At 57.8% G+C, this 21,969-nt stretch carries 16 protein-coding genes; 8 read left to right on the forward strand and 8 right to left on the reverse strand.

Going from position 1 to position 21,969, the window contains the following annotated elements; translation table 11 throughout:
* Nucleotide 1 precedes the first annotated feature (1 nt).
* The 4 genes from hslV to priA form a co-directional block, all read right to left on the reverse strand.
* Complete coding sequence (gene hslV / locus H2Z33_RS08445) at nt 2–532, reverse strand: ATP-dependent protease subunit HslV (RefSeq protein ID WP_003862036.1); 531 nt, start codon at nt 530–532, stop codon at nt 2–4.
* Between the two features lie 94 nt (nt 533–626).
* On the reverse strand, nt 627–1,595 hold the full coding sequence (gene ftsN, locus H2Z33_RS08450) for a cell division protein FtsN (RefSeq protein ID WP_047062224.1): 969 nt from the start codon (nt 1,593–1,595) through the stop codon (nt 627–629).
* A gap of 92 nt (nt 1,596–1,687) precedes the next feature.
* A complete protein-coding gene (cytR, locus tag H2Z33_RS08455) occupies nt 1,688–2,713 on the reverse strand; it encodes a DNA-binding transcriptional regulator CytR (protein ID WP_017383100.1) in 1,026 nt (341 codons plus the stop codon).
* Nucleotides 2,714–2,832: 119 nt separating this feature from the next.
* Nucleotides 2,833–5,028 (reverse strand): primosomal protein N', encoded by a 2,196-nt coding sequence (priA, locus tag H2Z33_RS08460; RefSeq protein ID WP_063135453.1) that lies wholly within the window; start codon nt 5,026–5,028, stop codon nt 2,833–2,835.
* Nucleotides 5,029–5,228: 200 nt separating this feature from the next.
* Between priA and rpmE the strand changes: the two genes are divergently transcribed.
* Nucleotides 5,229–5,441, forward strand: coding sequence for a 50S ribosomal protein L31 (gene rpmE, locus H2Z33_RS08465; RefSeq protein WP_003862040.1), 213 nt, complete (start codon nt 5,229–5,231; stop codon nt 5,439–5,441).
* A 48-nt stretch (nt 5,442–5,489) separates the two neighbouring features.
* On the opposite strand, the gene metJ is transcribed toward rpmE, so the two are convergent.
* Nucleotides 5,490–5,807 (reverse strand): met regulon transcriptional regulator MetJ, encoded by a 318-nt coding sequence (metJ, locus tag H2Z33_RS08470; RefSeq protein ID WP_006179183.1) that lies wholly within the window; start codon nt 5,805–5,807, stop codon nt 5,490–5,492.
* Nucleotides 5,808–6,082: 275 nt separating this feature from the next.
* On the opposite strand from metJ, the gene metB reads away from it, so the two are divergent.
* From metB to katG, 4 genes are all read left to right on the forward strand, one after another.
* A complete protein-coding gene (gene metB, locus H2Z33_RS08475; RefSeq protein WP_015569951.1) occupies nt 6,083–7,243 on the forward strand; it encodes a cystathionine gamma-synthase in 1,161 nt (386 codons plus the stop codon).
* 2 nt (nt 7,244–7,245) lie between these two features.
* Nucleotides 7,246–9,678: a bifunctional aspartate kinase/homoserine dehydrogenase II gene (locus tag H2Z33_RS08480; RefSeq protein WP_063135454.1), complete on the forward strand. Its 2,433-nt coding sequence runs from the start codon at nt 7,246–7,248 to the stop codon at nt 9,676–9,678.
* A gap of 225 nt (nt 9,679–9,903) precedes the next feature.
* Nucleotides 9,904–10,794 carry a methylenetetrahydrofolate reductase gene (metF, locus tag H2Z33_RS08485; RefSeq protein WP_003862045.1) on the forward strand — a complete coding sequence of 297 codons (891 nt, stop codon included), beginning with the start codon at nt 9,904–9,906 and terminating at the stop codon, nt 10,792–10,794.
* A 144-nt stretch (nt 10,795–10,938) separates the two neighbouring features.
* Nucleotides 10,939–13,119 (forward strand): catalase/peroxidase HPI, encoded by a 2,181-nt coding sequence (gene katG, locus H2Z33_RS08490; protein WP_017383105.1) that lies wholly within the window; start codon nt 10,939–10,941, stop codon nt 13,117–13,119.
* Between the two features lie 92 nt (nt 13,120–13,211).
* Here katG and gldA read toward each other — a convergent pair whose 3' ends face one another.
* From gldA to argE, 3 genes are all read right to left on the reverse strand, one after another.
* The gene (gldA, locus tag H2Z33_RS08495; protein WP_058687692.1) at nt 13,212–14,315 is read right to left on the reverse strand and encodes a bifunctional L-1,2-propanediol dehydrogenase/glycerol dehydrogenase; all 1,104 of its coding nucleotides are present in this window, start codon (nt 14,313–14,315) and stop codon (nt 13,212–13,214) included.
* A 206-nt stretch (nt 14,316–14,521) separates the two neighbouring features.
* Nucleotides 14,522–17,173 carry a phosphoenolpyruvate carboxylase gene (gene ppc / locus H2Z33_RS08500; RefSeq protein ID WP_032672225.1) on the reverse strand — a complete coding sequence of 884 codons (2,652 nt, stop codon included), beginning with the start codon at nt 17,171–17,173 and terminating at the stop codon, nt 14,522–14,524.
* A gap of 271 nt (nt 17,174–17,444) precedes the next feature.
* Nucleotides 17,445–18,596, reverse strand: a complete 1,152-nt coding sequence (gene argE / locus H2Z33_RS08505) for an acetylornithine deacetylase (RefSeq protein ID WP_015569956.1) — start codon at nt 18,594–18,596, stop codon at nt 17,445–17,447.
* Nucleotides 18,597–18,684: 88 nt separating this feature from the next.
* Between argE and argC the strand changes: the two genes are divergently transcribed.
* The 3 genes from argC (at nt 18,685) to argH (ending at nt 21,951) form a co-directional block, all read left to right on the forward strand.
* Nucleotides 18,685–19,689 carry an N-acetyl-gamma-glutamyl-phosphate reductase gene (gene argC, locus H2Z33_RS08510; RefSeq protein WP_045907104.1) on the forward strand — a complete coding sequence of 335 codons (1,005 nt, stop codon included), beginning with the start codon at nt 18,685–18,687 and terminating at the stop codon, nt 19,687–19,689.
* 6 nt (nt 19,690–19,695) lie between these two features.
* Nucleotides 19,696–20,472: an acetylglutamate kinase gene (gene argB, locus H2Z33_RS08515; RefSeq protein WP_096159761.1), complete on the forward strand. Its 777-nt coding sequence runs from the start codon at nt 19,696–19,698 to the stop codon at nt 20,470–20,472.
* A 105-nt stretch (nt 20,473–20,577) separates the two neighbouring features.
* The gene (argH, locus tag H2Z33_RS08520; protein WP_032104309.1) at nt 20,578–21,951 is read left to right on the forward strand and encodes an argininosuccinate lyase; all 1,374 of its coding nucleotides are present in this window, start codon (nt 20,578–20,580) and stop codon (nt 21,949–21,951) included.
* Nucleotides 21,952–21,969 lie beyond the last annotated feature (18 nt).

Raw genomic sequence — 21,969 nt, forward strand, 5'->3', positions numbered from 1 at the left:
CTTACGCTTTAGACGGTAATTCTTCGATGGTGTGATTGTGGTTGGTATAGATGCAGATATCACCTGCAATATCCAACGCTTTCACCGCGATATCGCGCGCGTTCATGTCGGTATTTTCCAACAGCGCACGGGCTGCGGCCTGGGCGTACGGGCCGCCAGAGCCGATGGCAATAAGGTCGTTTTCAGGCTGAACCACGTCGCCGTTACCGGTGATGATCAGCGAGGCGTTTTCGTCAGCCACGGCCAGCAGCGCTTCGAGCTTGCGCAGCATGCGGTCGGTACGCCAGTCTTTTGCCAGCTCAACGGCGGCTTTCACCAGATGACCCTGATGCATTTCCAGTTTGCGTTCAAACAGTTCAAACAGCGTGAAGGCATCAGCCGTGCCGCCTGCGAAACCGGCGATCACTTTGTCGTTATAAAGACGACGTACTTTCTTCACGTTGCCTTTCATGACGGTATTACCCAGCGTGGCCTGGCCATCACCGGCAATTACCACCTGGCCGTTACGGCGTACACTTACTATTGTTGTCACGAGCAGACCCCCTGGTTACAGATTCGGGAAACAGAAGCCCTGAGCCTGTGCTCAGGGCTGAATTAAATGATAGATGGGGGGGATTTTGGGGGTTTCAACCCCCGGAGGCGAGTCGAATGCAGTTTGTGTGGCCAGCCACTTTCAAACGGGAAATGGTGCCGTCTGCGTTTTCTTTGCCTTTGACCGGTCCAATCACTACGCGATTCCAGCCGTTATTGGTGGTAATGCGTGAGTCAAATCCTTCAAATGCCAGCTGAGCACGCACCGTTTCTGCCTGTTCGGCGCCTTTAAACGAACCGCACTGAACCATCCAGCGGCGTTCATCTTTTTTCTCAGCCGTCTGCTTCGGTGCCTCGGTCTCTTTGGTGACCGGCGCAGCCTGCTGCGTTTTTGGCTGTTGCGCAGTGGTATGCGTAGGCGTCTGCAACAGATCCTGATACGGCTGTGCCGTTTGCTTCTGCGGCTGCGCCTTCGGTTGCTGCTGGACAGGCTGAGTTTGTACGGTACGCGTCTGCTGCTGCGGTTGTGTACGCGGCTGCTGCACCGGCTGCGTCTGCGTCCACTGCTGCTGTTGCGTTTGCTGCTGAGCCTGACGCTGGCGCTGCAAGGTTTGCTGACGCTGCGCCGGGGTTTGTTCGTTCCACGGTACTTCGTTCAGCTGCGTAGGCTGCTGGCGCATGTCCGCCTGCATCTGAGCGAGCAATTGACGCTGTTCGTCCGTCAGCTGATCGGCATTCTTTACTTCACCCCCGGCAGAAGGCTCGGTAGGCGCACGTACGCCAGGCTGGCGGCTTTCCAGCTCTTTAATGTAGCGCCAGCGCTCTTCAGGCTTCGGCGGCAGGCCGTTGCCGACGACCTTATTACCCTGAAGGGCTTCAGACTCTTCTTTTTTATGATGCGTAATGAAGTAGAGGCCGCCAATAAAGGCCACCAGCACAGCCGCAGCAATGGCGACCATAGCTGGGGAGACAGCAGACAGGCTGCGTTGCTTGCTTTTTGAACTACTCTTTTTGCGTCGCGAAGGTGCCGGCTGGCCGCGACGTACATAATCTCGTTGTGCCACTATCGTTTCGCTGTATTTATTCGTTCGTCAGCCCGCCATGTTACTTAAGCGACGGGGCTTTGACCAGATAAGGGTGTCGAAAGGTATTTACTTTAAGTTAATGCCTGGGTAGAGCCGCGCACAATCAGCTCACAATCCAGTAGCCGTGACCCACTGCTAACTGATTGACCGTGCAGCTGATCCAGCAAAAGCAGCATCGCTTCCCGGCCGATGTCATACCGCGGCTGTGCAACGGTCGAAAGCGGCGGATCGCAAAACTCCGAAAGTGAAATATTATCAAAACCGATTATCGACAGGTCCTGCGGCACGCGCAGGCCGTGACGTTTGGCGTAGGATAACGCCCCCAGCGCCATCACGTCGCTGTGGCAGAAGACCGCGGTGGGCGGTTCTGGCAAGGCCAGCAATTTTTCCAGCGCCTGCCCGCCCGCTTCAAAGGTGAAATCACCGCGCGCAATGTAGTGCGGATCGACGATAGCCCCAGTACGGCGCAGCGCCTGAACGTAGCCCTGCAAGCGGTAATGACACAGCGGCATCTCTTCTGGTCCGGCGATACAGCCGATACGCTTATGCCCCAGTTCCTGAAGATAGTTCACGGCGTTGAATGCGGCGGTGAGGTTATCGATATGAACGGTTGGCAGCTCCAGCTCCGGCGCGAATTCGTTCGCCATGACCATCGGCGGTAAATTGCGCTGTTCTTCAATGCTGGCATCAAACGGCAGGCGTGAGCCAAGCAGCAGCATGCCATCAATCTGCTTGGTGATGATCAGGTCGATGAACGTTTTTTCCTGCTGGTTCTGGTGAGCACAATCGCCAATCAGCACCAGATAGCCCTGGGCGGCGGCCGTGACCTCAATGCCGCGGATGATTTCGCTGAAGAAGGGATCGCAGATGTCCGGCACGATCACCAGGATGGTGCGGGATTCGTTGCGTTTAACGTTGCGCCCCATGGCTTGCGGGAAATAACCGACCTCAAGCGCCGCCTTTTCAACCCGGTTTCGGGTCGCCTGGGAGACTTTGTCAGGGTTCATCAATGCGCGGGACACGGTTGCTGTTGAGACTTGTGCTTTCTCGGCAACGTCTTTCATGGTCGCCGAGGCAACCTCTTTCCTGGACTTCAACGTCTTCTCCTCGCCTGAACACCGAACTGCGGACAGCACCATTTTTACAGATAGTTAATGGAATCGGTTACAGAATTTTCATAAAAAGTGTGAGGCGCATTAAATTTTTCGATCCATCTTCAGCCTTCAATCGGATCGACGTCAAGAACCCACTTCACTTTTCGCGCTTCCGGTAGGGTATTGATCAGCGCCAGCGTGCCGCTGACGATCTGCTGTAAACGGATACGCGAGGGGTGCTGAAGTAACAGTTGCCAGCGGAAACGGCCCCCGCGTTTCGGGGCGAGCGCGGGTACCGGGCCTAAAATCCACAGCTGATTATCCACCAGCGGGCTGGCTTGCAGGAGGTTTCTCAGCTGTTGCAGGAACAGCGGAGCCTGCTGGTTATTATGATCTTCCGCACGGATGATAACGTGGCTGGTCCATGGGGGAAGCTGCATCGTCTGACGTTCGGCCAGCGTTTGGTCCGCGAAGGCGTCATAGCCTTTGTGCAGCAGAGTTTGCAGCAGCGGATGTTCAGGGTGGTGCGTTTGCAGCACCACCTCGCCCTGCTTACCCGCTCGACCAGCGCGACCGGCAACCTGGGTATAAAGCTGGGCGAAACGCTCGGCGGAGCGAAAATCCGCGGAGAACAGCGCGCCGTCGACGTCCAGCAGGGCGACCAGCGTCACGTCCGGGAAGTGGTGCCCTTTCGCCAGCATCTGAGTACCAATCAGGATGCGCGCGCCGCCGCGATGCACTTCCGCCAGTTGCTGCTCCAGCGCCCCTTTACGGCTGGTGGTATCCCTGTCGATACGGGAGATGGGTACGTCCGGGAAGAAGGGCGCGAGCGCCTGTTCAAGCTGTTCCGTTCCCAGACCGACCGGCACGATGTGCGTTGAGCCGCAGGACGGGCATTGACGGGGGACCGGACGCTGGCTGTCGCAGTGGTGGCAGCGTAAATGGCGCTGAGCCTGGTGGAAGGTGTAGTAGTGATCGCAGCGCGGGCACTCCGCGATCCAGCCGCAGTCGTGGCACAGCAGCGCAGGCGCGAAGCCGCGGCGGTTCAGGAACAGGATCACCTGGTTGCCCGCCTGCAAATGCTGGCGCATGCGGCTAATCAGCGCAGGCGCTAACCCGGCCTGCACCTGCTGGCCTTTCAAATCCAGCACATGCTGAATGGCCGGGCGGGCATTCCCCGCACGGCGCGTCAGGCGCAGCATGTGGTATTTACGCTGGCGAACGTTGTGCAGCGTTTCAAGCGCGGGGGTGGCGGACCCGAGAATAATGGGGATTTGCTCGCTGTGGGCTCGGTACACGGCTAAGTCGCGGGCGTGATAGCGCCAGCCTTCCTGCTGTTTATAGGAGCTGTCATGCTCTTCATCGATTACGATAACGCCGAGATTTTTAAACGGCGTAAACAGCGATGAACGGGTGCCGATCACAATTGCTGCTTCGCCGTTTTTCGCTTTCAGCCAGGCGCTGAGGCGCTCGCTGTCGTTCAGGCCGGAGTGCAGGACCTCAACGGGCGCATTAAAGCGTTCACGAAAACGCGCGATGGTTTGCGGCGTCAGGCCGATTTCCGGCACCATCACCAGCGCCTGTTTGCCCTGCGCGAGCACGTTTTCCAGCACGCTCAGATACACTTCGGTTTTACCGGAGCCGGTGACGCCCGCCAGCAGCCAGGCGGAAAAATGGTCGGCGGCGCTGTGAATCGCGCCTACGGCGGTGGCCTGCTCGGTATTCAGACGCAGGCGATCGCCTGAGACGGAAAAGCCGTCGCGCCAGTCGTGAAGGGCAGGTGCTTCACTGGCCAGCTCGCTCAACCCTTTCTTCCTTAATGCCTGCAACGCGGTTTCGCTTACCTCAAGCTCGTCGACCTGATGGCGCCAGATTTTTCCCTGGCGCAGCGCGGCCAGCGCCTGCTGCTGTTTCTGCGAGCGCTTCAGGCTGTTAATGTCCACAGCCTGGCCCTGCTCGGTGGCAAACCAGTACCACATTGGTGCGTGGCTGGCGCTCTTGCCCTGGCGCAGCATAATGGGCAGGGCATGGAACAGCACGTCGCCAATCGGATGATGATAATAATCTGCCGCCCACAGCAGCAGTCGCCAGGTGCTGGTGGAGTAAACCGGCTCGCTGTCCAGCACCTCAACAACCGATTTCAGCTCGTTAAGCGGCAGTTCGCTGTGTTCGCTGACGGACACCACGATCCCCACACGCTGCTGTTTGCCAAACGGCACGGTCACGCGACAGCCCGCTTTAGCGCTCATGCTGTCGGGCAGCAGGTAGTCAAAGGTGCGGGGAAGCGGAACGGGCAGGGCAACGTGAGCGACGGGCATCGAATCTTCCTGACTTGAAAAGTGGCGCGTTAGTATACACATTAGTGAAAGCGGCGTGCGGATCAGTTTGCATACGTTGGTCAAATTCTGTATGATTCGCCGCCTTTGGTGTATTTTACGCCAAAGAACTTACATTCAACATCGCGTGGTGTCTGGCGTTAGGGCTGGAAGAGCGACGCGGCCTTAACTGAGGTTCTCCCATGAAAAAAGATATTCACCCGAAATACGAAATGATTACTGCAAACTGCTCTTGCGGTAACTCTATCCAGATCCGCTCTACCGTGGGTCACGATCTGAACCTGGACGTGTGCGGCAAATGCCACCCGTTCTACACTGGTAAGCAGCGTGATGTTGCAACCGGTGGCCGTGTTGACCGCTTCAACAAGCGTTTCAGCATCCCGGGCGCTAAATAAGTTTCCCGAAAAAAAGGCACCGCAAGGTGCCTTTTTTGTATCCGCTTATCAGTATTCCCACGTATCCGGGTCGATACCCAGTTCACGCATGATCACCTTCGCCTCTTCTGGAATTTCGTCACTGCGCTCTTTGCGCAGATCGTCATCGTTCGGCAACGGTTGGCCGGTAAACGCATGCAGGAACGCTTCGCACAGCAGTTCGCTGTTGGTGGCGTGACGCAGGTTGTTCACCTGACGACGCGTACGTTCATCGGTGAGGATCTTCAACACCTTCAGAGGAATGGACACCGTGATTTTCTTGACTTGCTCACTCTTCTTACCGTGCTCAGCGTATGGGCTGATATATTCGCCGCTCCATTCAGCCATGAGATACCTTTAATCCTCTCAGTCATTAATCTAAAGGTGCAAAACCGGTAACCATCAGTTTTGAACCGTAATCTTGCGTAGTTTACCGTAGAGACGATACCGAGGCACGGATATTGCCGCTGTAGCGTGTCCTAAAGCATATAATTTTAACGGCTATTTGCACATTGCTCAATCTATACGCAAAGAAGTTTAGATGTCCAGATGTATTGACGTCCATACTTTCAATGTTTACTCTGGTGCCTGACTTTTCACCTCATTCGCCAGGAAGCCTCACCATGACGCGTAAACAGGCCACCATCGCAGTGCGTAGCGGATTGAATGATGACGAGCAGTACGGCTGCGTTGTCCCGCCAATTCATCTCTCCAGCACCTATAATTTCACCGGATTTAATGAACCCCGCGCGCATGACTACTCGCGTCGCGGCAATCCTACGCGTGACGTCACCCAGCGCGCGCTGGCGGAACTGGAAGGCGGCGCGGGTGCGGTATTAACCAATACCGGCATGTCTGCCATTCACCTGGTGACTACGGTGTTCCTGAAACCTGGCGATCTGCTGGTGGCGCCGCACGACTGTTATGGCGGCAGCTATCGTCTGTTTGATAGCCTGGCGAAACGTGGCTGCTACCGTGTGCTGTTTGTCGATCAAAACGACGAACAGGCGCTGAAACAGGCGCTTGCCGAGCAGCCGAAGCTGGTGCTGGTGGAAAGTCCAAGCAATCCATTGTTGCGCGTAGTCGATATTGCGAAAATTTGTCAGCTCGCAAGGGATGCGGGAGCAATAAGTGTAGTGGATAATACGTTCCTCAGTCCGGCCCTTCAGAACCCACTGGCACTGGGCGCCGATCTGGTGTTGCATTCATGCACTAAATATCTGAACGGCCATTCTGACGTAGTAGCAGGTGTGGTGATTGCCAAAGATCCTGAGGTAGTCACCGAACTGGCATGGTGGGCCAATAACATTGGCGTCACCGCGGGCGCGTTCGACAGCTATTTGCTGTTGCGCGGCATCCGTACGCTGTCGCCGCGTATGGACGTGGCGCAGCGTAATGCCCAGGCGATCGTGGATTTCCTGAAAACCCAGCCGCTGGTGAAGAAGCTTTATCACCCGTCGCTGCCGGAAAACCAGGGGCACGAGATTGCCGCGCGCCAACAGAAAGGATTTGGCGCGATGTTAAGTTTTGAACTGGACGGTGACGAGCAAACGCTGCGTCGCTTCCTGAGCGGGTTGTCATTGTTTACGCTGGCGGAATCCTTAGGGGGAGTAGAAAGCTTGATCTCCCACGCCGCAACCATGACGCACGCAGGTATGGCACCCGAAGCACGTGCCGCCGCCGGGATTTCCGAGACGCTGCTGCGTATCTCGACCGGTATTGAAGATTCTGAAGATTTAATTGCCGATCTGGAAAATGGCTTCCGGGTCGCAGCCAAGGGGTAATCATGAGTGTGATAGCGCAGGCAGGGACGAAGGGTCGTCAGCTGCACAAGTTTGGTGGTAGTAGTCTTGCTGATGTGAAATGTTACCTGCGTGTCGCAGGGATCATGACCGAGTATTCACAGCCGGGGGACATGATGGTTGTCTCTGCGGCGGGCAGCACCACCAACCAGTTGATTAGCTGGCTGAAACTGAGCCAGACCGATCGCCTCTCTGCGCATCAGGTGCAACAGTCCTTACGTCGTTACCAGAGTGAACTGATTGCCGGTTTGCTGCCTGCGGACGTGGCGGACGGGCTGATTAGCGCTTTTACGCACGACCTTGAGCGTCTGGCCGCTCTGCTGGACAGCGGCATTACCGATGCAGTGTATGCGGAAGTGGTTGGCCACGGTGAAGTGTGGTCTGCGCGCCTGATGGCCGCTGTGCTGCAACATCTTGGTGTGGACGCCGCCTGGCTCGACGCGCGTGATTTCCTGCGTGCCGAACGTGCCGCACAGCCGCAGGTGGACGAAGGGTTGTCTTACCCGCTGCTGCAACAGCTGCTGGTGCAACATCCTGGTAAACGTATTGTCGTCACCGGTTTTATCAGCCGCAGCAACGCGGGCGAAACCGTTCTGCTGGGCCGTAACGGCTCTGACTACTCGGCAACGCAGATTGGCGCCCTGGCGGGCGTGTCCCGCGTCACCATCTGGAGCGACGTGGCCGGTGTCTACAGCGCGGACCCGCGCAAAGTAAAAGATGCCTGCCTGCTGCCGCTGCTGCGTCTCGACGAAGCGAGCGAACTGGCGCGTCTGGCGGCCCCGGTGCTGCACGCGCGCACGCTACAGCCGGTTTCCGGCAGCGACATCGACCTGCAACTACGCTGTAGCTACACGCCGGATCAGGGTTCCACCCGCATTGAACGCGTGCTGGCATCCGGCACGGGCGCGCGCATTGTCACCAGCCATGATGACATCTGCCTGATTGAGTTCCAGGTGCCTGCGGGCCAGGATTTCAAACTGGCACACAAAGATATCGACACCATCCTGAAACGTGCCCAGGTGCGTCCGCTGGCCGTTGGCATACATAACGATCGTCAGCTGTTGCAGTTCTGCTATACCGCTGAAGTGGTGGACAGCGCCCTGAAAATTCTGGATGAAGCGGGCCTGCCGGGCGAGCTTCGCCTGCGTCAGGGGCTGGCGCTGGTGGCGATGGTGGGCGCGGGCGTCACCCGTAACCCGCTCCACTGCCACCGCTTCTGGCAGCAACTGAAAGGTCAGCCGGTGGAGTTCACCTGGCAGTCGGAAGAGGGCATCAGTCTGGTTGCCGTGCTGCGTAAAGGGCCAACCGAAAGCCTGATTCAGGGTCTGCACACCTCCCTGTTCCGCGCGGAAAAACGCATCGGCCTGGTACTGTTCGGGAAAGGGAATATCGGTTCCCGCTGGCTGGAGCTGTTCGCCCGCGAGCAGGTAACGCTTTCGGCGCGTACCGGGTTTGAATTTATTCTGGCTGGGGTGGTGGACAGCCGCCGCAGCCTGCTGAACTACGAAGGGCTGGACGCCAGCCGGGCGCTGGCCTTCTTTAACGATGAAGCGGTTGAGCAGGATGAAGAGTCGCTGTTCCTGTGGATGCGCGCGCACCCGTACGACGATCTGGTGGTGCTGGATGTGACTGCCAGCGAACAGCTGGCCGATCAGTATCTGGATTTCGCCAGCCACGGTTTCCACGTCATCAGCGCCAACAAACTGGCGGGCGCGAGCAGCACTGATAAATACCGTCAGATCCATGACGCATTCGAAAAAACGGGCCGTCACTGGCTGTATAACGCCACCGTTGGCGCGGGTCTGCCGGTGAACCATACCGTGCGCGACCTGATTGAAAGCGGCGACAGCATTCTGGCGCTGAGCGGGATCTTCTCCGGCACGCTCTCCTGGCTGTTTTTGCAGTTTGATGGCACCGTTCCGTTCACCGACCTGGTGGATCAGGCGTGGCAGCAGGGCTTAACCGAGCCGGATCCGCGCGTTGACCTTGCCGGTAAAGATGTGATGCGCAAGCTGGTGATCCTGGCGCGTGAAGCCGGCTACGACATTGAGCCGGGTCAGGTACGCGTTGAGTCGCTGGTGCCTGCGGGCTGCGAGGAAGGGTCCGTCGATCACTTCTTCGAGAACGGCGACGAGCTGAACGAGCAGATGGTGCAACGTCTGGAAGCGGCTAACGAGATGGGCCTGGTGCTGCGTTACGTGGCGCGCTTCGAGGCGAACGGTAAAGCGCGCGTGGGCGTGGAGGCGGTGCGTCCTGAACATCCGCTGGCGGCGCTCCTGCCGTGCGACAACGTCTTCGCCATCGAAAGCCGCTGGTATCGCGATAACCCGCTGGTGATCCGTGGCCCGGGCGCGGGACGCGATGTCACCGCCGGAGCCATTCAGTCTGATATTAATCGTCTGGCTAAGCTGCTGTAATTTCGCTTGTTCCCTCTCCCCGTGGGAGAGGGTTAGGGTGAGGGCAGCAGACCGCACTCACCCCCATCATGAACGCCCTTCATCTTCCCTGAACAAACCTCACCGTTATTGTGATTATTTCTGTTGACGTCATCTCGCTTTTCCGTCATTTTTACATCTGGACGTCTAAACGTATAGAAGTTCACAACACAACAAACAACGACACGCGAAAGATAGAGGTAAGGTATGAGCTTTTTTCACGCCAACCAGCGGGAAGCCCTGAATCAGAGCCTGGCCGAAGTAAACGGCCAGATTAACGTCTCTTTTGAATTTTTCCCGCCGCGCACCAGTGAAATGGAGCAAACCCTGTGGAGCTCTATCGATCGCCTGAGCAGCCTGAAGCCGAAGTTCGTCTCCGTAACCTACGGCGCCAACTCCGGTGAGCGTGATCGCACGCACAGCATCATTAAGGGCATTAAAGATCGAACCGGTCTGGAAGCGGCACCGCACCTGACCTGTATCGACGCCACCCGTGATGAGCTGCGCGCCATTGCCCAGGACTACTGGAATAACGGCATTCGCCACATTGTGGCCCTGCGCGGCGACCTCCCGCCAGGCAGCGGCAAGCCAGAGATGTTTGCCGCCGATCTGGTCGGGCTGCTGAAAGACGTTGCCGACTTTGATATCTCCGTGGCTGCCTACCCTGAAGTTCACCCGGAAGCCAAAAGCGCCCAGGCGGATCTGCTCAACCTGAAGCGTAAAGTGGAGGCCGGTGCTAACCGCGCGATTACTCAGTTCTTCTTTGACGTGGAAAGCTACCTGCGCTTTCGCGACCGCTGCGTCTCGGCGGGTATTGATGTCGAAATCATTCCTGGCATTCTGCCGGTCTCGAACTTCAAACAGGCGAAGAAATTCGCAGATATGACCAACGTGCGCATTCCGCTGTGGATGTCCAAAATGTACGAAGGGCTGGACGACGATCCGGAAACCCGTAAGCTGGTGGGGGCCAATATCGCGATGGACATGGTGAAGATTTTAAGTCGCGAAGGGGTGAAAGATTTCCATTTCTATACCCTGAACCGCGCGGAAATGAGCTACGCCATTTGCCATACGCTCGGTGTTCGCCCGGCGCTGTAAAGTAAAAAACCCTCATAAAATGAGGGTTTTTTAATCGAACGGAGAGTTAAAAGGTATTAGCTATCGAATCTGTGGATTAATTCAACTATCTCTTATCGCTAGTGGTGTATATCGTAACGGTAACACTGTAAAGGGAGCATAGCGATGAGCATGTCAGACGAGACCAATAACGCGGCATCCGCCGGCAAATGTCCGTTCCACCAGGGCGGCGTCGATCATAGCGCGGGTGCAGGTACCGGCAGCAAAGAATGGTGGCCTAAACAACTTCGCATCGATCTACTTAATCAACACTCCAGCCGTTCTAACCCTCTGGGTGAAGACTTCGACTACCGCAAAGAATTCAGCAAGCTCGACTATTCCGCCCTTAAGGGCGATCTCAAAGCACTGTTAACCGACTCACAACCGTGGTGGCCTGCCGACTGGGGCAGCTATGCGGGCCTGTTTATCCGTATGGCCTGGCACGGTGCGGGTACCTATCGCTCCGTTGACGGTCGCGGCGGCGCCGGACGCGGTCAGCAACGCTTTGCACCGCTGAACTCCTGGCCGGATAACGTCAGCCTGGATAAGGCTCGCCGCCTGCTGTGGCCAATTAAGCAAAAATACGGACAAAAAATCTCCTGGGCTGACCTCTTTATCCTCGCGGGTAACGTGGCGCTGGAGAACTCCGGCTTCCGCACCTTTGGTTTCGGTGCCGGGCGTGAAGACGTTTGGGAACCGGATCTGGACGTGAACTGGGGCGATGAAAAAGCCTGGCTGACCCACCGTGACCCGGAAGCGCTGGCGAAGCGCCCGCTTGCGGCCACCGAAATGGGCCTGATTTACGTTAACCCGGAAGGGCCGAACGCCAGCGGTGAACCGCTGTCTGCGGCGGCGGCGATCCGCGCTACCTTTGGCAACATGGGCATGAATGACGAAGAGACCGTCGCGCTGATTGCGGGCGGCCATACGCTCGGTAAAACGCACGGCGCAGGTGAAGCCACGCACGTGGGCACTGACCCGGAAGCGTCGCCGATTGAAGCGCAGGGCCTGGGCTGGGCCAGCACGCACGGCACCGGTATTGGCGCTGACGCCATCACCTCTGGGCTGGAAGTTATCTGGTCTCAAACCCCGACCCAGTGGAGCAATTACTTCTTCGAGAACCTGTTCAAATACGAATGGGTGCAGACGCGTAGCCCGGCGGGCGCCATTCAGTTTGAAGCCGTGGATGCGCCGGAAATTATGCCTGACCCGTTCGACCCGTCGAAAAAACGCAAGCCAACCATGCTGGTCACCGACCTGACGCTGCGTTTTGATCCGGAATTCGAGAAAATTTCCCGTCGCTTCCTGAACGATCCGCAGGCCTTCAACGAAGCCTTTGCGCGCGCGTGGTTCAAGCTGACCCACCGCGATATGGGGCCAAAAGCGCGGTACATCGGCCCGGAAGTACCGAAAGAAGATCTGATTTGGCAGGATCCGCTGCCTCAACCGGTGTTCCATCCGACGCAGGAAGATATTGAAAGCCTGAAAGCGGAAATCGCGGCCTCTGGTCTCTCCGTGAGCGAGCTGGTTTCCGTGGCCTGGGCGTCGGCATCGACCTTCCGCGGCGGCGACAAGCGTGGCGGCGCTAACGGCGCGCGTCTGGCGCTGGCGCCTCAGCGCGACTGGGATGTGAACGCCGCGGCGGTGCGGGCGTTACCGGCTCTGGAAGCAATCCAGCGCACCACTAATAAAGCCTCACTGGCCGATATCATCGTGCTGGCGGGTGTTGTGGGCGTTGAGCAGGCGGCGAAAGCCGCGGGCGTTTACGTCAACGTACCGTTCACCCCGGGCCGCGTAGATGCGCGTCAGGACCAGACGGACATCGAGATGTTTAACCTGCTCGAACCGGTTGCTGACGGTTTCCGCAACTACCGTGCGCAGGTGGATGTGTCCACTACGGAGTCGCTGCTGATCGACAAAGCCCAGCAGCTGACCCTGACCGCGCCGGAACTGACGGTGCTGATCGGCGGTCTGCGCGTACTGGGTGCAAACTTCGATGGCAGCAAGAATGGCGTGTTTACCAACCGCGAGGGCGTGCTGAGCAACGACTTCTTCGTTAATCTGCTGGATATGAACACCCAGTGGAAAGCGACCGACGACTCAAACGAGCTGTTTGCCGGTAGCGATCGCGCCAGCGGGGAAGTGAAATACACCGCGACCCGCGCCGATCTGGTCTTCGGTTCAAACGCCGTCCTGCGTGCGCTGGCCGAAGTTTACGCCAGCAGTGATGCACACGAGAAGTTCGTTCGTGATTTTGTTGCCGCATGGGCGCGAGTGATGGATTTGGACCGGTTTGATGTGAAGTAACCATTGTGCCGGGTGGCGGCTACGCCTTACCCGGCCTGCAAATTAAAGTGCCATGTAGGCCGGGTAAGCGCAGCGCCACCCGGCTTTTTTCGTTACTCCCACTCCTGCAAGAATCGCTGTCCGTACTGGTCCGCCACCAGCAGCGCCGCATAGACCTGATCCGGCGTTACGCCGCCAGGCATGTTGTGAATGGTTTCCCCTTCGGCACAGGACGCCTCCGCGATCAGCCGCATTTTGGCCGGAATATCCTCTTTGATATTCAGCTGCGCCAGCGTGATCGGCAGCCCAACACTGTGGCAAAGCGCGGCGACGGTCTCAATTTCTTCAACCGGCGCGTTCTCCAGTACCAGTTGCGTCAGCGTGCCGAACGCGACCTTTTCACCATGGTAGAAATGATGCGCATCCGGCACCGCCGTCATGCCGTTGTGAATGGCATGCGCCGCCGCCAGCCCGCCGCTTTCAAAGCCCACGCCGCTGAGATAGGTGTTGGTTTCGATAATGCGTTCCAGAGCCGGTGTGACCACGTGCTGTTCCGCCGCCAGCATCGCTTTCTCGCCCTCTTCAACCAGCGTGTTGTAGCACAACTCTGCCAGCGCTAACGCTGCCTGCGTGCACTTGCCGCCCGCCATGGTCGTCGCGCCGCTACGTGAGCAGGCACGCGCTTCAAACCAGGTTGCCAGGGCATCGCCAATCCCGGCGGCCAGCAGGCGCGCAGGTGCGCCCGCCACCACTTTGGTATCGACAATCACCATGTTCGGGTTGTGCGGCAGCATCAGGTAGCGATCGAACTCGCCGCTGTCGGTATAAATCACGGAAAGGGCGCTGCACGGCGCATCGGTGGAGGCAATGGTCGGGGCAATGGCCACCGGCACGTCCATAAAGTGGGCCAGCGCTTTGGCAGTATCCAGCGTTTTTCCGCCGCCGATACCCAGCACCGCCAGACAGTCAGCGCTGTCGGCCAGCTTTTTCAGGCGATCGATTTCATTTTGCGAACATTCGCCACCAAATGGTGCAATTTCGGCATGGAGTCCGGCTTTTTTAAAACTCTGGCGCAGGGTTTCTTCAGCAAAACCCAGCACAAATTTATCGCCCACCACCAGCCAGCGATTTGCCAGCGGCTTCAGGTAGTCGCCGAGGCGAGTGAGAACATCTGCGCCCTGGATGTATTTTCCCGGGGATTGAATCACACGGTCCATAACATTACTCCCTTAGTGTTTGAGGTAAATTCTGTCCTGTTCGAACTGCACTAAGAGTGACTCTACTCCCGGCGTGCCGGTCATTTGTTGCGCTACGTCTAAGGGAAACGTGATTGCCTTAACGGTGGCAAAGATTGAGGGGGAGATCAGGGAAGGGGGAAGATCGAGAAGTGCCCGGCAAGCGTAGCGCTGCCGGGCACTGAGCATTAACCGGTGTTGCGCATACCTGCCGCAACGCCTGCTATCGTTACCATCAGCGCCTGTTCAACGCGCGGATCCGGCTCTTTACCTTCCTCCTCCGCCAGACGCGAACGGTGCAGCAGTTCAGCCTGTAAAACGTTCAGCGGGTCGGTGTAGATGTTACGCAGCTGGATAGACTCGGCGATCCACGGCAGGTCTTCCATCAGGTGGGAGTCATTAGCGATATCCAGCACCACTTTAATATCGCCTTCAAGCAGCTCGCGCAGCTCTTTACCCAGCGCCCACAGCTCTGGTTTCACCAGACGCTGATCGTAGTATTCCGCCAGCCACAGGTCGGCTTTCGAGAAGACCATCTCCAGCATGCCCAGACGGGTAGAGAAGAACGGCCAGTCGCGGCACATGGTTTCCAGTTCGCTCTGCTTTCCGTCTTCCACCACTTTTTGCAGCGCCGCACCGGCACCCAGCCAGGCCGGCAGCATCAGACGGTTTTGCGTCCAGGCGAAGATCCACGGAATGGCGCGCAGGGATTCAACGCCGCCGGTCGGGCGACGCTTGGCCGGGCGCGAACCCAGCGGCAGTTTACCCAGCTCCTGCTCAGGCGTTGCTGAGCGGAAGTAAGGCACAAAGTCTTTGTTTTCACGCACGTAGCCGCGATAGAGGTCGCAGGAGATGTCAGACAGCTCGTCCATGATCCGGCACCAGGACTCTTTTGGCTCCGGCGGCGGCAGCAGGTTGGCTTCCAGGATCGCACTGGTATAGAGCGACAGGCTGCTGATGGTCACTTCCGGCAGGCCGTACTTGAAGCGGATCATCTCGCCCTGCTCGGTCACGCGCAGGCCGCCTTTCAGGCTTCCTGGTGGTTGAGAGAGCAGCGCTGCGTGTGCAGGCGCACCGCCACGACCAATGGAGCCGCCGCGTCCGTGGAACAGGGTCAGTTCAATACCGGCTTTTTCGCAGGTTTTGATTAGCGCATCCTGCGCCTGATACTGCGCCCAGGAGGCTGCCATCACGCCCGCATCTTTCGCGGAGTCGGAATAGCCAATCATCACCATCTGTTTGCCCTGAATAAAGCCGCGATACCAGTCGATGTTCAGCAACTGGGTCATCACGTCGTTAGCGTTGTTCAGGTCGTCGAGGGTCTCAAACAGCGGGGCCACTGGCAGAGCATAGTCAATGCCCGCTTCTTTCAGCAGAAGGTGAACGCCCAGCACGTCGGACGGGGTCTTCGCCATGGAGATCACATAGGCGGCCACCGATCCTTTCGGCGCATCCACGATCGCTTTACAGGTGTTGAGCACTTCGCGGGTGTCGTTGCTTGGCTCCCAGTTGCGCGGCAGCAGCGGGCGCTTGGAGTTCAGCTCGCGGATCAGGAACGCCTGTTTGTCGGCTTCTGACCAGCTTTCATAGTCGCCGATGCCGAGGTAGCGGGTCAGCTCGCCCAGTGCTTCGGTATGACGGGTACTTTCCTGACGAACGTCGATACGCACCAGCGGCACGCCGAAACACTTCACGCGGCGCAGGGTGTCGAGCAGTTCGCCGTTGGCAATGATGCCCATCCCACAGGCCTGGAGCGATTTATAGCAGGCGTACAGCGGCTCCCAAAGCTGTTCGTTCTGGCTCAGCAGACCTTCCGGCTTCGGCAGGCGCTGGCCTTTCAGGCGCGCTTCCAGCCAGACCTGAGTGGCCATCAGCTGACCGCGCAGTTTTTTCATCAGGAAACGGTACGGTTCGCTGGCGCCTTCTTCACCGGCCAGCGCGCGCAGTTCCGGCGTGGCTTCCACCATCGACAGCTCGGAGATCAGCACCTGAATATCTTTCAGGAACAGGTCGGTCGCTTTCCAGCGGCTCAGCAGCAGGACGTGGCGGGTGATTTCCGCCGTTACGTTCGGGTTGCCGTCGCGGTCGCCGCCCATCCAGGAGGTGAAGCGCACCGGAACAAAATCAACCGGCAGGCGGTAGCCCAGGTTCTCTTCCAGCTGTTCGTTCAGCTCGCGCAGGTAGTTGGGGACCCCTTCCCACAGGCTGTTTTCCACCACCGCAAAGCCCCATTTGGCTTCGTCGACCGGGCTTGGGCGATGCTTACGAATTTCATCCGTGTGCCAGGACTGGGCAATTAGCTGGCGCAGACGGCGCATAAGCTGGTTACGTTCGTAGTCGGCAATGTCTTTGTTATCCAGTTGCTTCAGACAGTTGTTCACTTCCACCATTTTGTGGATCAGCGTACGACGGGTGATTTCGGTTGGGTGTGCGGTCAGCACCAGCTCCAGCGAAAGGGATTCTACCGCTTTTTTGATGGTCGCTTCGTTGAGGTCGGGCTGGTCTTTGAGTTTACGAAGGGTGCGGGCAATGACTTCCGGGTTGCTGGCCGCTTCGCCTTTTGGCGAAATGCTGTGGTATTGCTCAGCGGTGTTTGCCAGGTTCAGAAACTGGCTGAAGGCGCGGGCAACGGGCAGCAGCTCATCGTTAGAGAGGTTCTGCAAGGTGGTGAGCAGCTCCTGACGATTGGCCTCGTTACCGGCGCGGGAAGATTTGGACAGCTTGCGGATGGTTTCAACGCGGTCGAGGATGTTCTCCCCCAGTGCGTCTTTGATGGTATCTCCAAGCACTTTGCCGAGCATACTGACATTACTACGCAACGCGGAATATTGTTCGTTCATAAAAACCCAGTCACCCCATCATTTTTGTTTATGCCCATGCGAAAATCTTCTGGACATTATTTTGTCATCTCCCTTTATAAAGCCACGTAAAACCCCCGTCGTCAATTGCTGCGAAAACGGTTCAGCAAACGAATAAATGTGGGCAATTTACGAAATTTAATTCGTATTGCGTCAGATAAGAGATGCTTATGGGAATGTGACGAAGATCATGCGATTTGTTGCCCTCACCCTAACCCTCTCCCACAGGGAGAGGGGACTGTTCGGTGCGTTTTTAATGCCAGCAGAAGTGATGCACAACCTGGGTAATGAGTTCGCGAGTGGGCTTGATGAAGCGGGTTTCGAGATATTCGTCCGGCTGGTGGGCCTGGTTGATGGAGCCAGGGCCCAGAACCAGCGTCGGACACAGCGTCTGAATAAACGGCGCTTCGGTGCAGTAGTTCACCACGTCGGTTTTCTCGCCGAGCAGTTTTTCCACCACCTGAACCAGCTGATGGTCAGGCGGACATTCGTAGCCTGGAATCGGCGGATGCAGTTCGGAGACCGTCAGACGGCCCGGCCAGCGCTCGCTGACCGGTGCCAGCGCTTCGTTCAGTAAGCCATCCAGATCGCTTAGCGTCATGCCCGGCAGAGGACGGATATCCATATGCAGTTCGCAGCAGGCGCAGATACGGTTGGACGCATCACCGCCGTGCAGGCTGCCGAGGTTTAGCGTCGGATACGGCACGGTGAACGCCTCGTAGTGATAACGCTCTTTCAGATCGTCGCGCAGGGTCATGATGCGGCCAATCGCGTCATGCATCAGCTCGATGGCGTTCACGCCGCGCGCCGGATCGCTGGAGTGGCCGGACTGTCCGAGCACGCGCACCGCGGTAGAAATATGGCCTTTGTGCGCCCGAATCGGTTGCAGAGAGGTCGGTTCGCCGATGATCGCGCAGTCCGGGCGAATCGATGTGTTTTCAGAGAAATAACGTGCGCCCGCCATGCTGGTCTCTTCATCGGCGGTCGCCAGAATGTAGAGCGGCTTTTTCAGGGTTGTCACGTCCACGTCACGCAGCGCGTCGAGGATAAAGGCGAAAAAGCCTTTCATGTCGGCGGTGCCCAAACCGTAGAGTTTGTTGTCATGTTCGGTCAGCGTGAACGGATCGCGCGTCCAGCGGCCATCATCAAACGGCACGGTGTCAGTGTGGCCAGCCAGCAGCAGGCCGCCCGCGCCATGTCCGGTACTGGCGAGCAGGTTAAATTTGTGGCGTGTTCCGGGGACGGGCTGAACCTCAACGTTAAATCCAAGATCGCTAAACCAACCCGCCAGCAGATTGATTAAAGACTCATTGCTCTGATCCAGGGCTTCTTCCGTCGCGCTGATGGAGGGTGTGGCAATCAGGGCGCGGTAAATCTCGATAAATGGCGGTAAGTTCATTTTCATTGTTGACACACCTTAGGTCGTGATAGTATCAATATTCATGCAATAAATGTGAATAAAAATACATTATCGTTGAGCATAAAGGAACCCGATGTTGAATACGCTGATTGTAGGCGCTAGCGGTTATGCGGGCGCAGAGCTTGTAAGCTACGTAAATCGCCACCCTCATATGACCATAACCGCTTTGACCGTGTCAGCGCAAAGCAATGATGCCGGAAAGTTAATTTCCGATTTGCATCCACAACTTAAGGGCGTGGTTGATTTGCCTTTGCAGCCCATGTCTGACATCAGCGAGTTCACCGACGGCGTTGACGTTGTGTTTTTAGCCACGGCGCATGAAGTTAGCCACGACCTGGCACCGCAATTTTTAGCCGCCGGCTGCGTGGTCTTTGATCTCTCCGGCGCGTTTCGCGTTAACGACAGCGCGTTCTACGAAAAATATTACGGTTTCACCCATCAGCACCCGGATCTGCTCGAAAAAGCGGTGTACGGCCTGGCGGAGTGGAGCGCTGACAAACTGAAAGAAGCGGATCTGATTGCCGTGCCGGGCTGCTACCCGACGGCGGCGCAGCTTTCCCTGAAGCCGCTGATCGACGCCGGTCTGCTGGATCTGAATCAGTGGCCGGTGATCAACGCCACCAGTGGCGTGAGCGGCGCCGGGCGCAAAGCGGCGATCTCCAACAGCTTCTGCGAAGTGAGCCTTCAGCCGTATGGCGTGTTTAATCACCGCCATCACCCTGAAATCACCACCCATCTGGGCGCGGACGTGATTTTCACCCCGCACCTCGGCAGCTTCCCACGTGGGATCCTCGAAACCATTACCTGCCGCCTGAAGCCGGGTGTGACCAAAGAACAGGTGAGCGAGGTCTTCACGCAGGCGTATGCGGATAAACCGCTGGTGCGCCTGTATGAAAAAGGCGTGCCGGCGTTGAAAAACGTGGTTGGCCTGCCGTTCTGCGACATCGGCTTTGCCGTGCAGGGCGAGCATCTGATTGTGGTCGCCGCAGAAGATAACTTACTCAAAGGCGCTGCCGCACAGGCAATGCAGTGTGCAAATATTCGTTTCGGCTTCCCTGAAACGCAGGCTCTTATTTAAGGTGTGATGATGAATCCATTAATTATCAAACTCGGTGGTGTACTGCTGGACAGCGAAGAAGCGCTGGAGCGCCTGTTTACCGCACTGGTGAACTATCGCGAATCACACCAACGTCCGCTGGTGATTGTGCACGGCGGCGGCTGCGTGGTGGATGAGCTGATGAAAGGGCTCAACCTGCCGGTGAAAAAGAAAAATGGCCTGCGCGTGACGCCTGCGGACCAGATTGACATCATTACCGGCGCGCTGGCGGGAACGGCGAACAAAACGCTGCTGGCGTGGGCGAAGAAACACCATATCGCCTCCGTTGGCCTCTTTCTGGGCGATGGCGATAGCGTAAAAGTGACCCAGCTCGACGAAGAGCTTGGCCATGTTGGACTGGCGCAGCCAGGTTCGCCTGAGCTGATTAACACCCTGCTGGAAGGCGGTTTCCTGCCGGTGGTGAGCTCAATCGGCGTGACCGAAGAGGGCGAACTGATGAACGTCAATGCGGACCAGGCGGCGACGGCGCTGGCGGCCACGCTGGGCGCAGACCTGATCCTGCTCTCCGACGTGAGCGGTATTCTGGACGGCAAAGGCCAGCGCATTGCGGAAATGACCGCCGCAAAAGCCGAGCAGCTGATCGATCAGGGCATTATCACCGACGGCATGATCGTTAAAGTTAACGCCGCGCTGGATGCGGCCCGCACGCTGGGCCGCCCGGTGGATATCGCCTCCTGGCGTCACGCAGAGCAGCTTCCGGCGCTGTTTAACGGCACGCCGATTGGCACGCGTATTCTGGCTTAAGATTCTGTGCCGGATGGCGCTTCGCTTATCCGGCCTACGTGAATTTTGTAGGCCCGGTAAGCGCAGCGCCACCGGGCAAAAATATCATCATTAAGGAAATTCGTTATGGCACTTTGGGGTGGGCGTTTTACACAGGCAGCGGATCAGCGGTTCAAACAGTTCAACGACTCTTTGCGCTTCGACTACCGCCTGGCCGAACAGGATATTGTCGGCTCTGTGGCCTGGTCCAAAGCGCTGGTGACCGTTGGCGTGCTGACCGCAGACGAACAGCAGCAGCTGGAAGAGGCGCTGAACAACCTGCTGGAAGAGGTGCGTCTGGATCCGGAGCAAATCCTCCAGAGCGATGCCGAAGATATTCACAGCTGGGTGGAAGGCAAACTGATCGACAAAGTCGGCCAGTTGGGTAAAAAGCTCCATACCGGGCGTAGCCGTAATGACCAGGTGGCGACCGACCTGAAGCTGTGGTGCAAAGAGACCGTCGGCGAACTGCTGGCGGCGAATCGTCAGTTGCAGAGCGCGCTGGTGGACACCGCGCAGAGCAATCAGGATGCGGTGATGCCGGGTTATACCCACCTGCAACGCGCGCAGCCGGTGACGTTCGCGCACTGGTGTCTGGCCTACGTTGAGATGCTGGCGCGCGATGAGAGCCGTTTACAGGATACCTTAAAGCGTCTGGACGTCAGCCCGCTGGGCAGCGGCGCGCTGGCCGGTACGGCGTATGAAATCGACCGTGAGCAGCTGGCAGGCTGGCTGGGCTTTGCCTCCGCCACCCGCAACAGCCTGGACAGCGTCTCTGACCGTGACCACGTGCTGGAGCTGCTCTCGAATGCCTCTATCGGGATGGTGCACCTGTCGCGCTTTGCCGAAGACCTGATCTTCTTTAACTCTGGCGAAGCCGGGTTTGTAGAGCTGTCCGACCGCGTGACGTCCGGCTCCTCCCTGATGCCGCAGAAGAAAAACCCGGATGCGCTGGAGCTGATCCGCGGTAAGTGTGGCCGTGTGCAGGGCGCGCTGACCGGTATGATGATGACCCTGAAAGGGCTGCCGCTGGCATACAACAAAGACATGCAGGAAGACAAAGAGGGGCTGTTCGACGCGCTCGACACCTGGCTGGACTGTCTGCATATGGGCGCGCTGGTGCTGGACGGCATTCAGGTGAAACGTCCGCGCTGCCAGGAAGCGGCGCAGCAGGGGTATGCTAACTCTACCGAGCTGGCGGACTACCTGGTGGCGAAAGGCGTACCGTTCCGCGAGGCGCACCATATTGTGGGTGAAGCAGTGGTGGAAGCGATTCGTCAGGGTAAAGCCCTTGAAGAGCTGGCGCTTGCCGACCTGCAAAAATTCAGCGCGGTTATCGGGGATGATGTCTACCCGATTCTGGCCCTGCAATCCTGCCTGGATAAGCGTGCAGCGAAAGGTGGCGTGTCGCCGAAGCAGGTAGCGCAGGCGATTGCGGATGCGAAAAACCGGTTGGTTTGAATAGTGCGGGCTGGTGCC

Source organism: Enterobacter sp. YSU, assembly GCF_016082135.1.
Classification (GTDB): domain Bacteria; phylum Pseudomonadota; class Gammaproteobacteria; order Enterobacterales; family Enterobacteriaceae; genus Enterobacter; species Enterobacter hormaechei_C.

Excerpts from the sequence above, each read along its gene's own strand:
- priA (WP_063135453.1), bottom strand. The coding sequence starts at position 5,028 with ATGCCCGTCGCTCACGTTGCCCTGCCCGTTCCGCTTCCCCGCACCTTT.
- rpmE (WP_003862040.1), top strand. The coding sequence starts at position 5,229 with ATGAAAAAAGATATTCACCCGAAATACGAAATGATTACTGCAAACTGC.
- metJ (WP_006179183.1), bottom strand. The coding sequence starts at position 5,807 with ATGGCTGAATGGAGCGGCGAATATATCAGCCCATACGCTGAGCACGGT.
- metB (WP_015569951.1), top strand. The coding sequence starts at position 6,083 with ATGACGCGTAAACAGGCCACCATCGCAGTGCGTAGCGGATTGAATGAT.
- H2Z33_RS08480 (WP_063135454.1), top strand. The coding sequence starts at position 7,246 with ATGAGTGTGATAGCGCAGGCAGGGACGAAGGGTCGTCAGCTGCACAAG.
- metF (WP_003862045.1), top strand. The coding sequence starts at position 9,904 with ATGAGCTTTTTTCACGCCAACCAGCGGGAAGCCCTGAATCAGAGCCTG.
- katG (WP_017383105.1), top strand. The coding sequence starts at position 10,939 with ATGAGCATGTCAGACGAGACCAATAACGCGGCATCCGCCGGCAAATGT.
- gldA (WP_058687692.1), bottom strand. The coding sequence starts at position 14,315 with ATGGACCGTGTGATTCAATCCCCGGGAAAATACATCCAGGGCGCAGAT.
- ppc (WP_032672225.1), bottom strand. The coding sequence starts at position 17,173 with ATGAACGAACAATATTCCGCGTTGCGTAGTAATGTCAGTATGCTCGGC.
- argE (WP_015569956.1), bottom strand. The coding sequence starts at position 18,596 with ATGAAAATGAACTTACCGCCATTTATCGAGATTTACCGCGCCCTGATT.
- argC (WP_045907104.1), top strand. The coding sequence starts at position 18,685 with ATGTTGAATACGCTGATTGTAGGCGCTAGCGGTTATGCGGGCGCAGAG.
- argB (WP_096159761.1), top strand. The coding sequence starts at position 19,696 with ATGATGAATCCATTAATTATCAAACTCGGTGGTGTACTGCTGGACAGC.
- argH (WP_032104309.1), top strand. The coding sequence starts at position 20,578 with ATGGCACTTTGGGGTGGGCGTTTTACACAGGCAGCGGATCAGCGGTTC.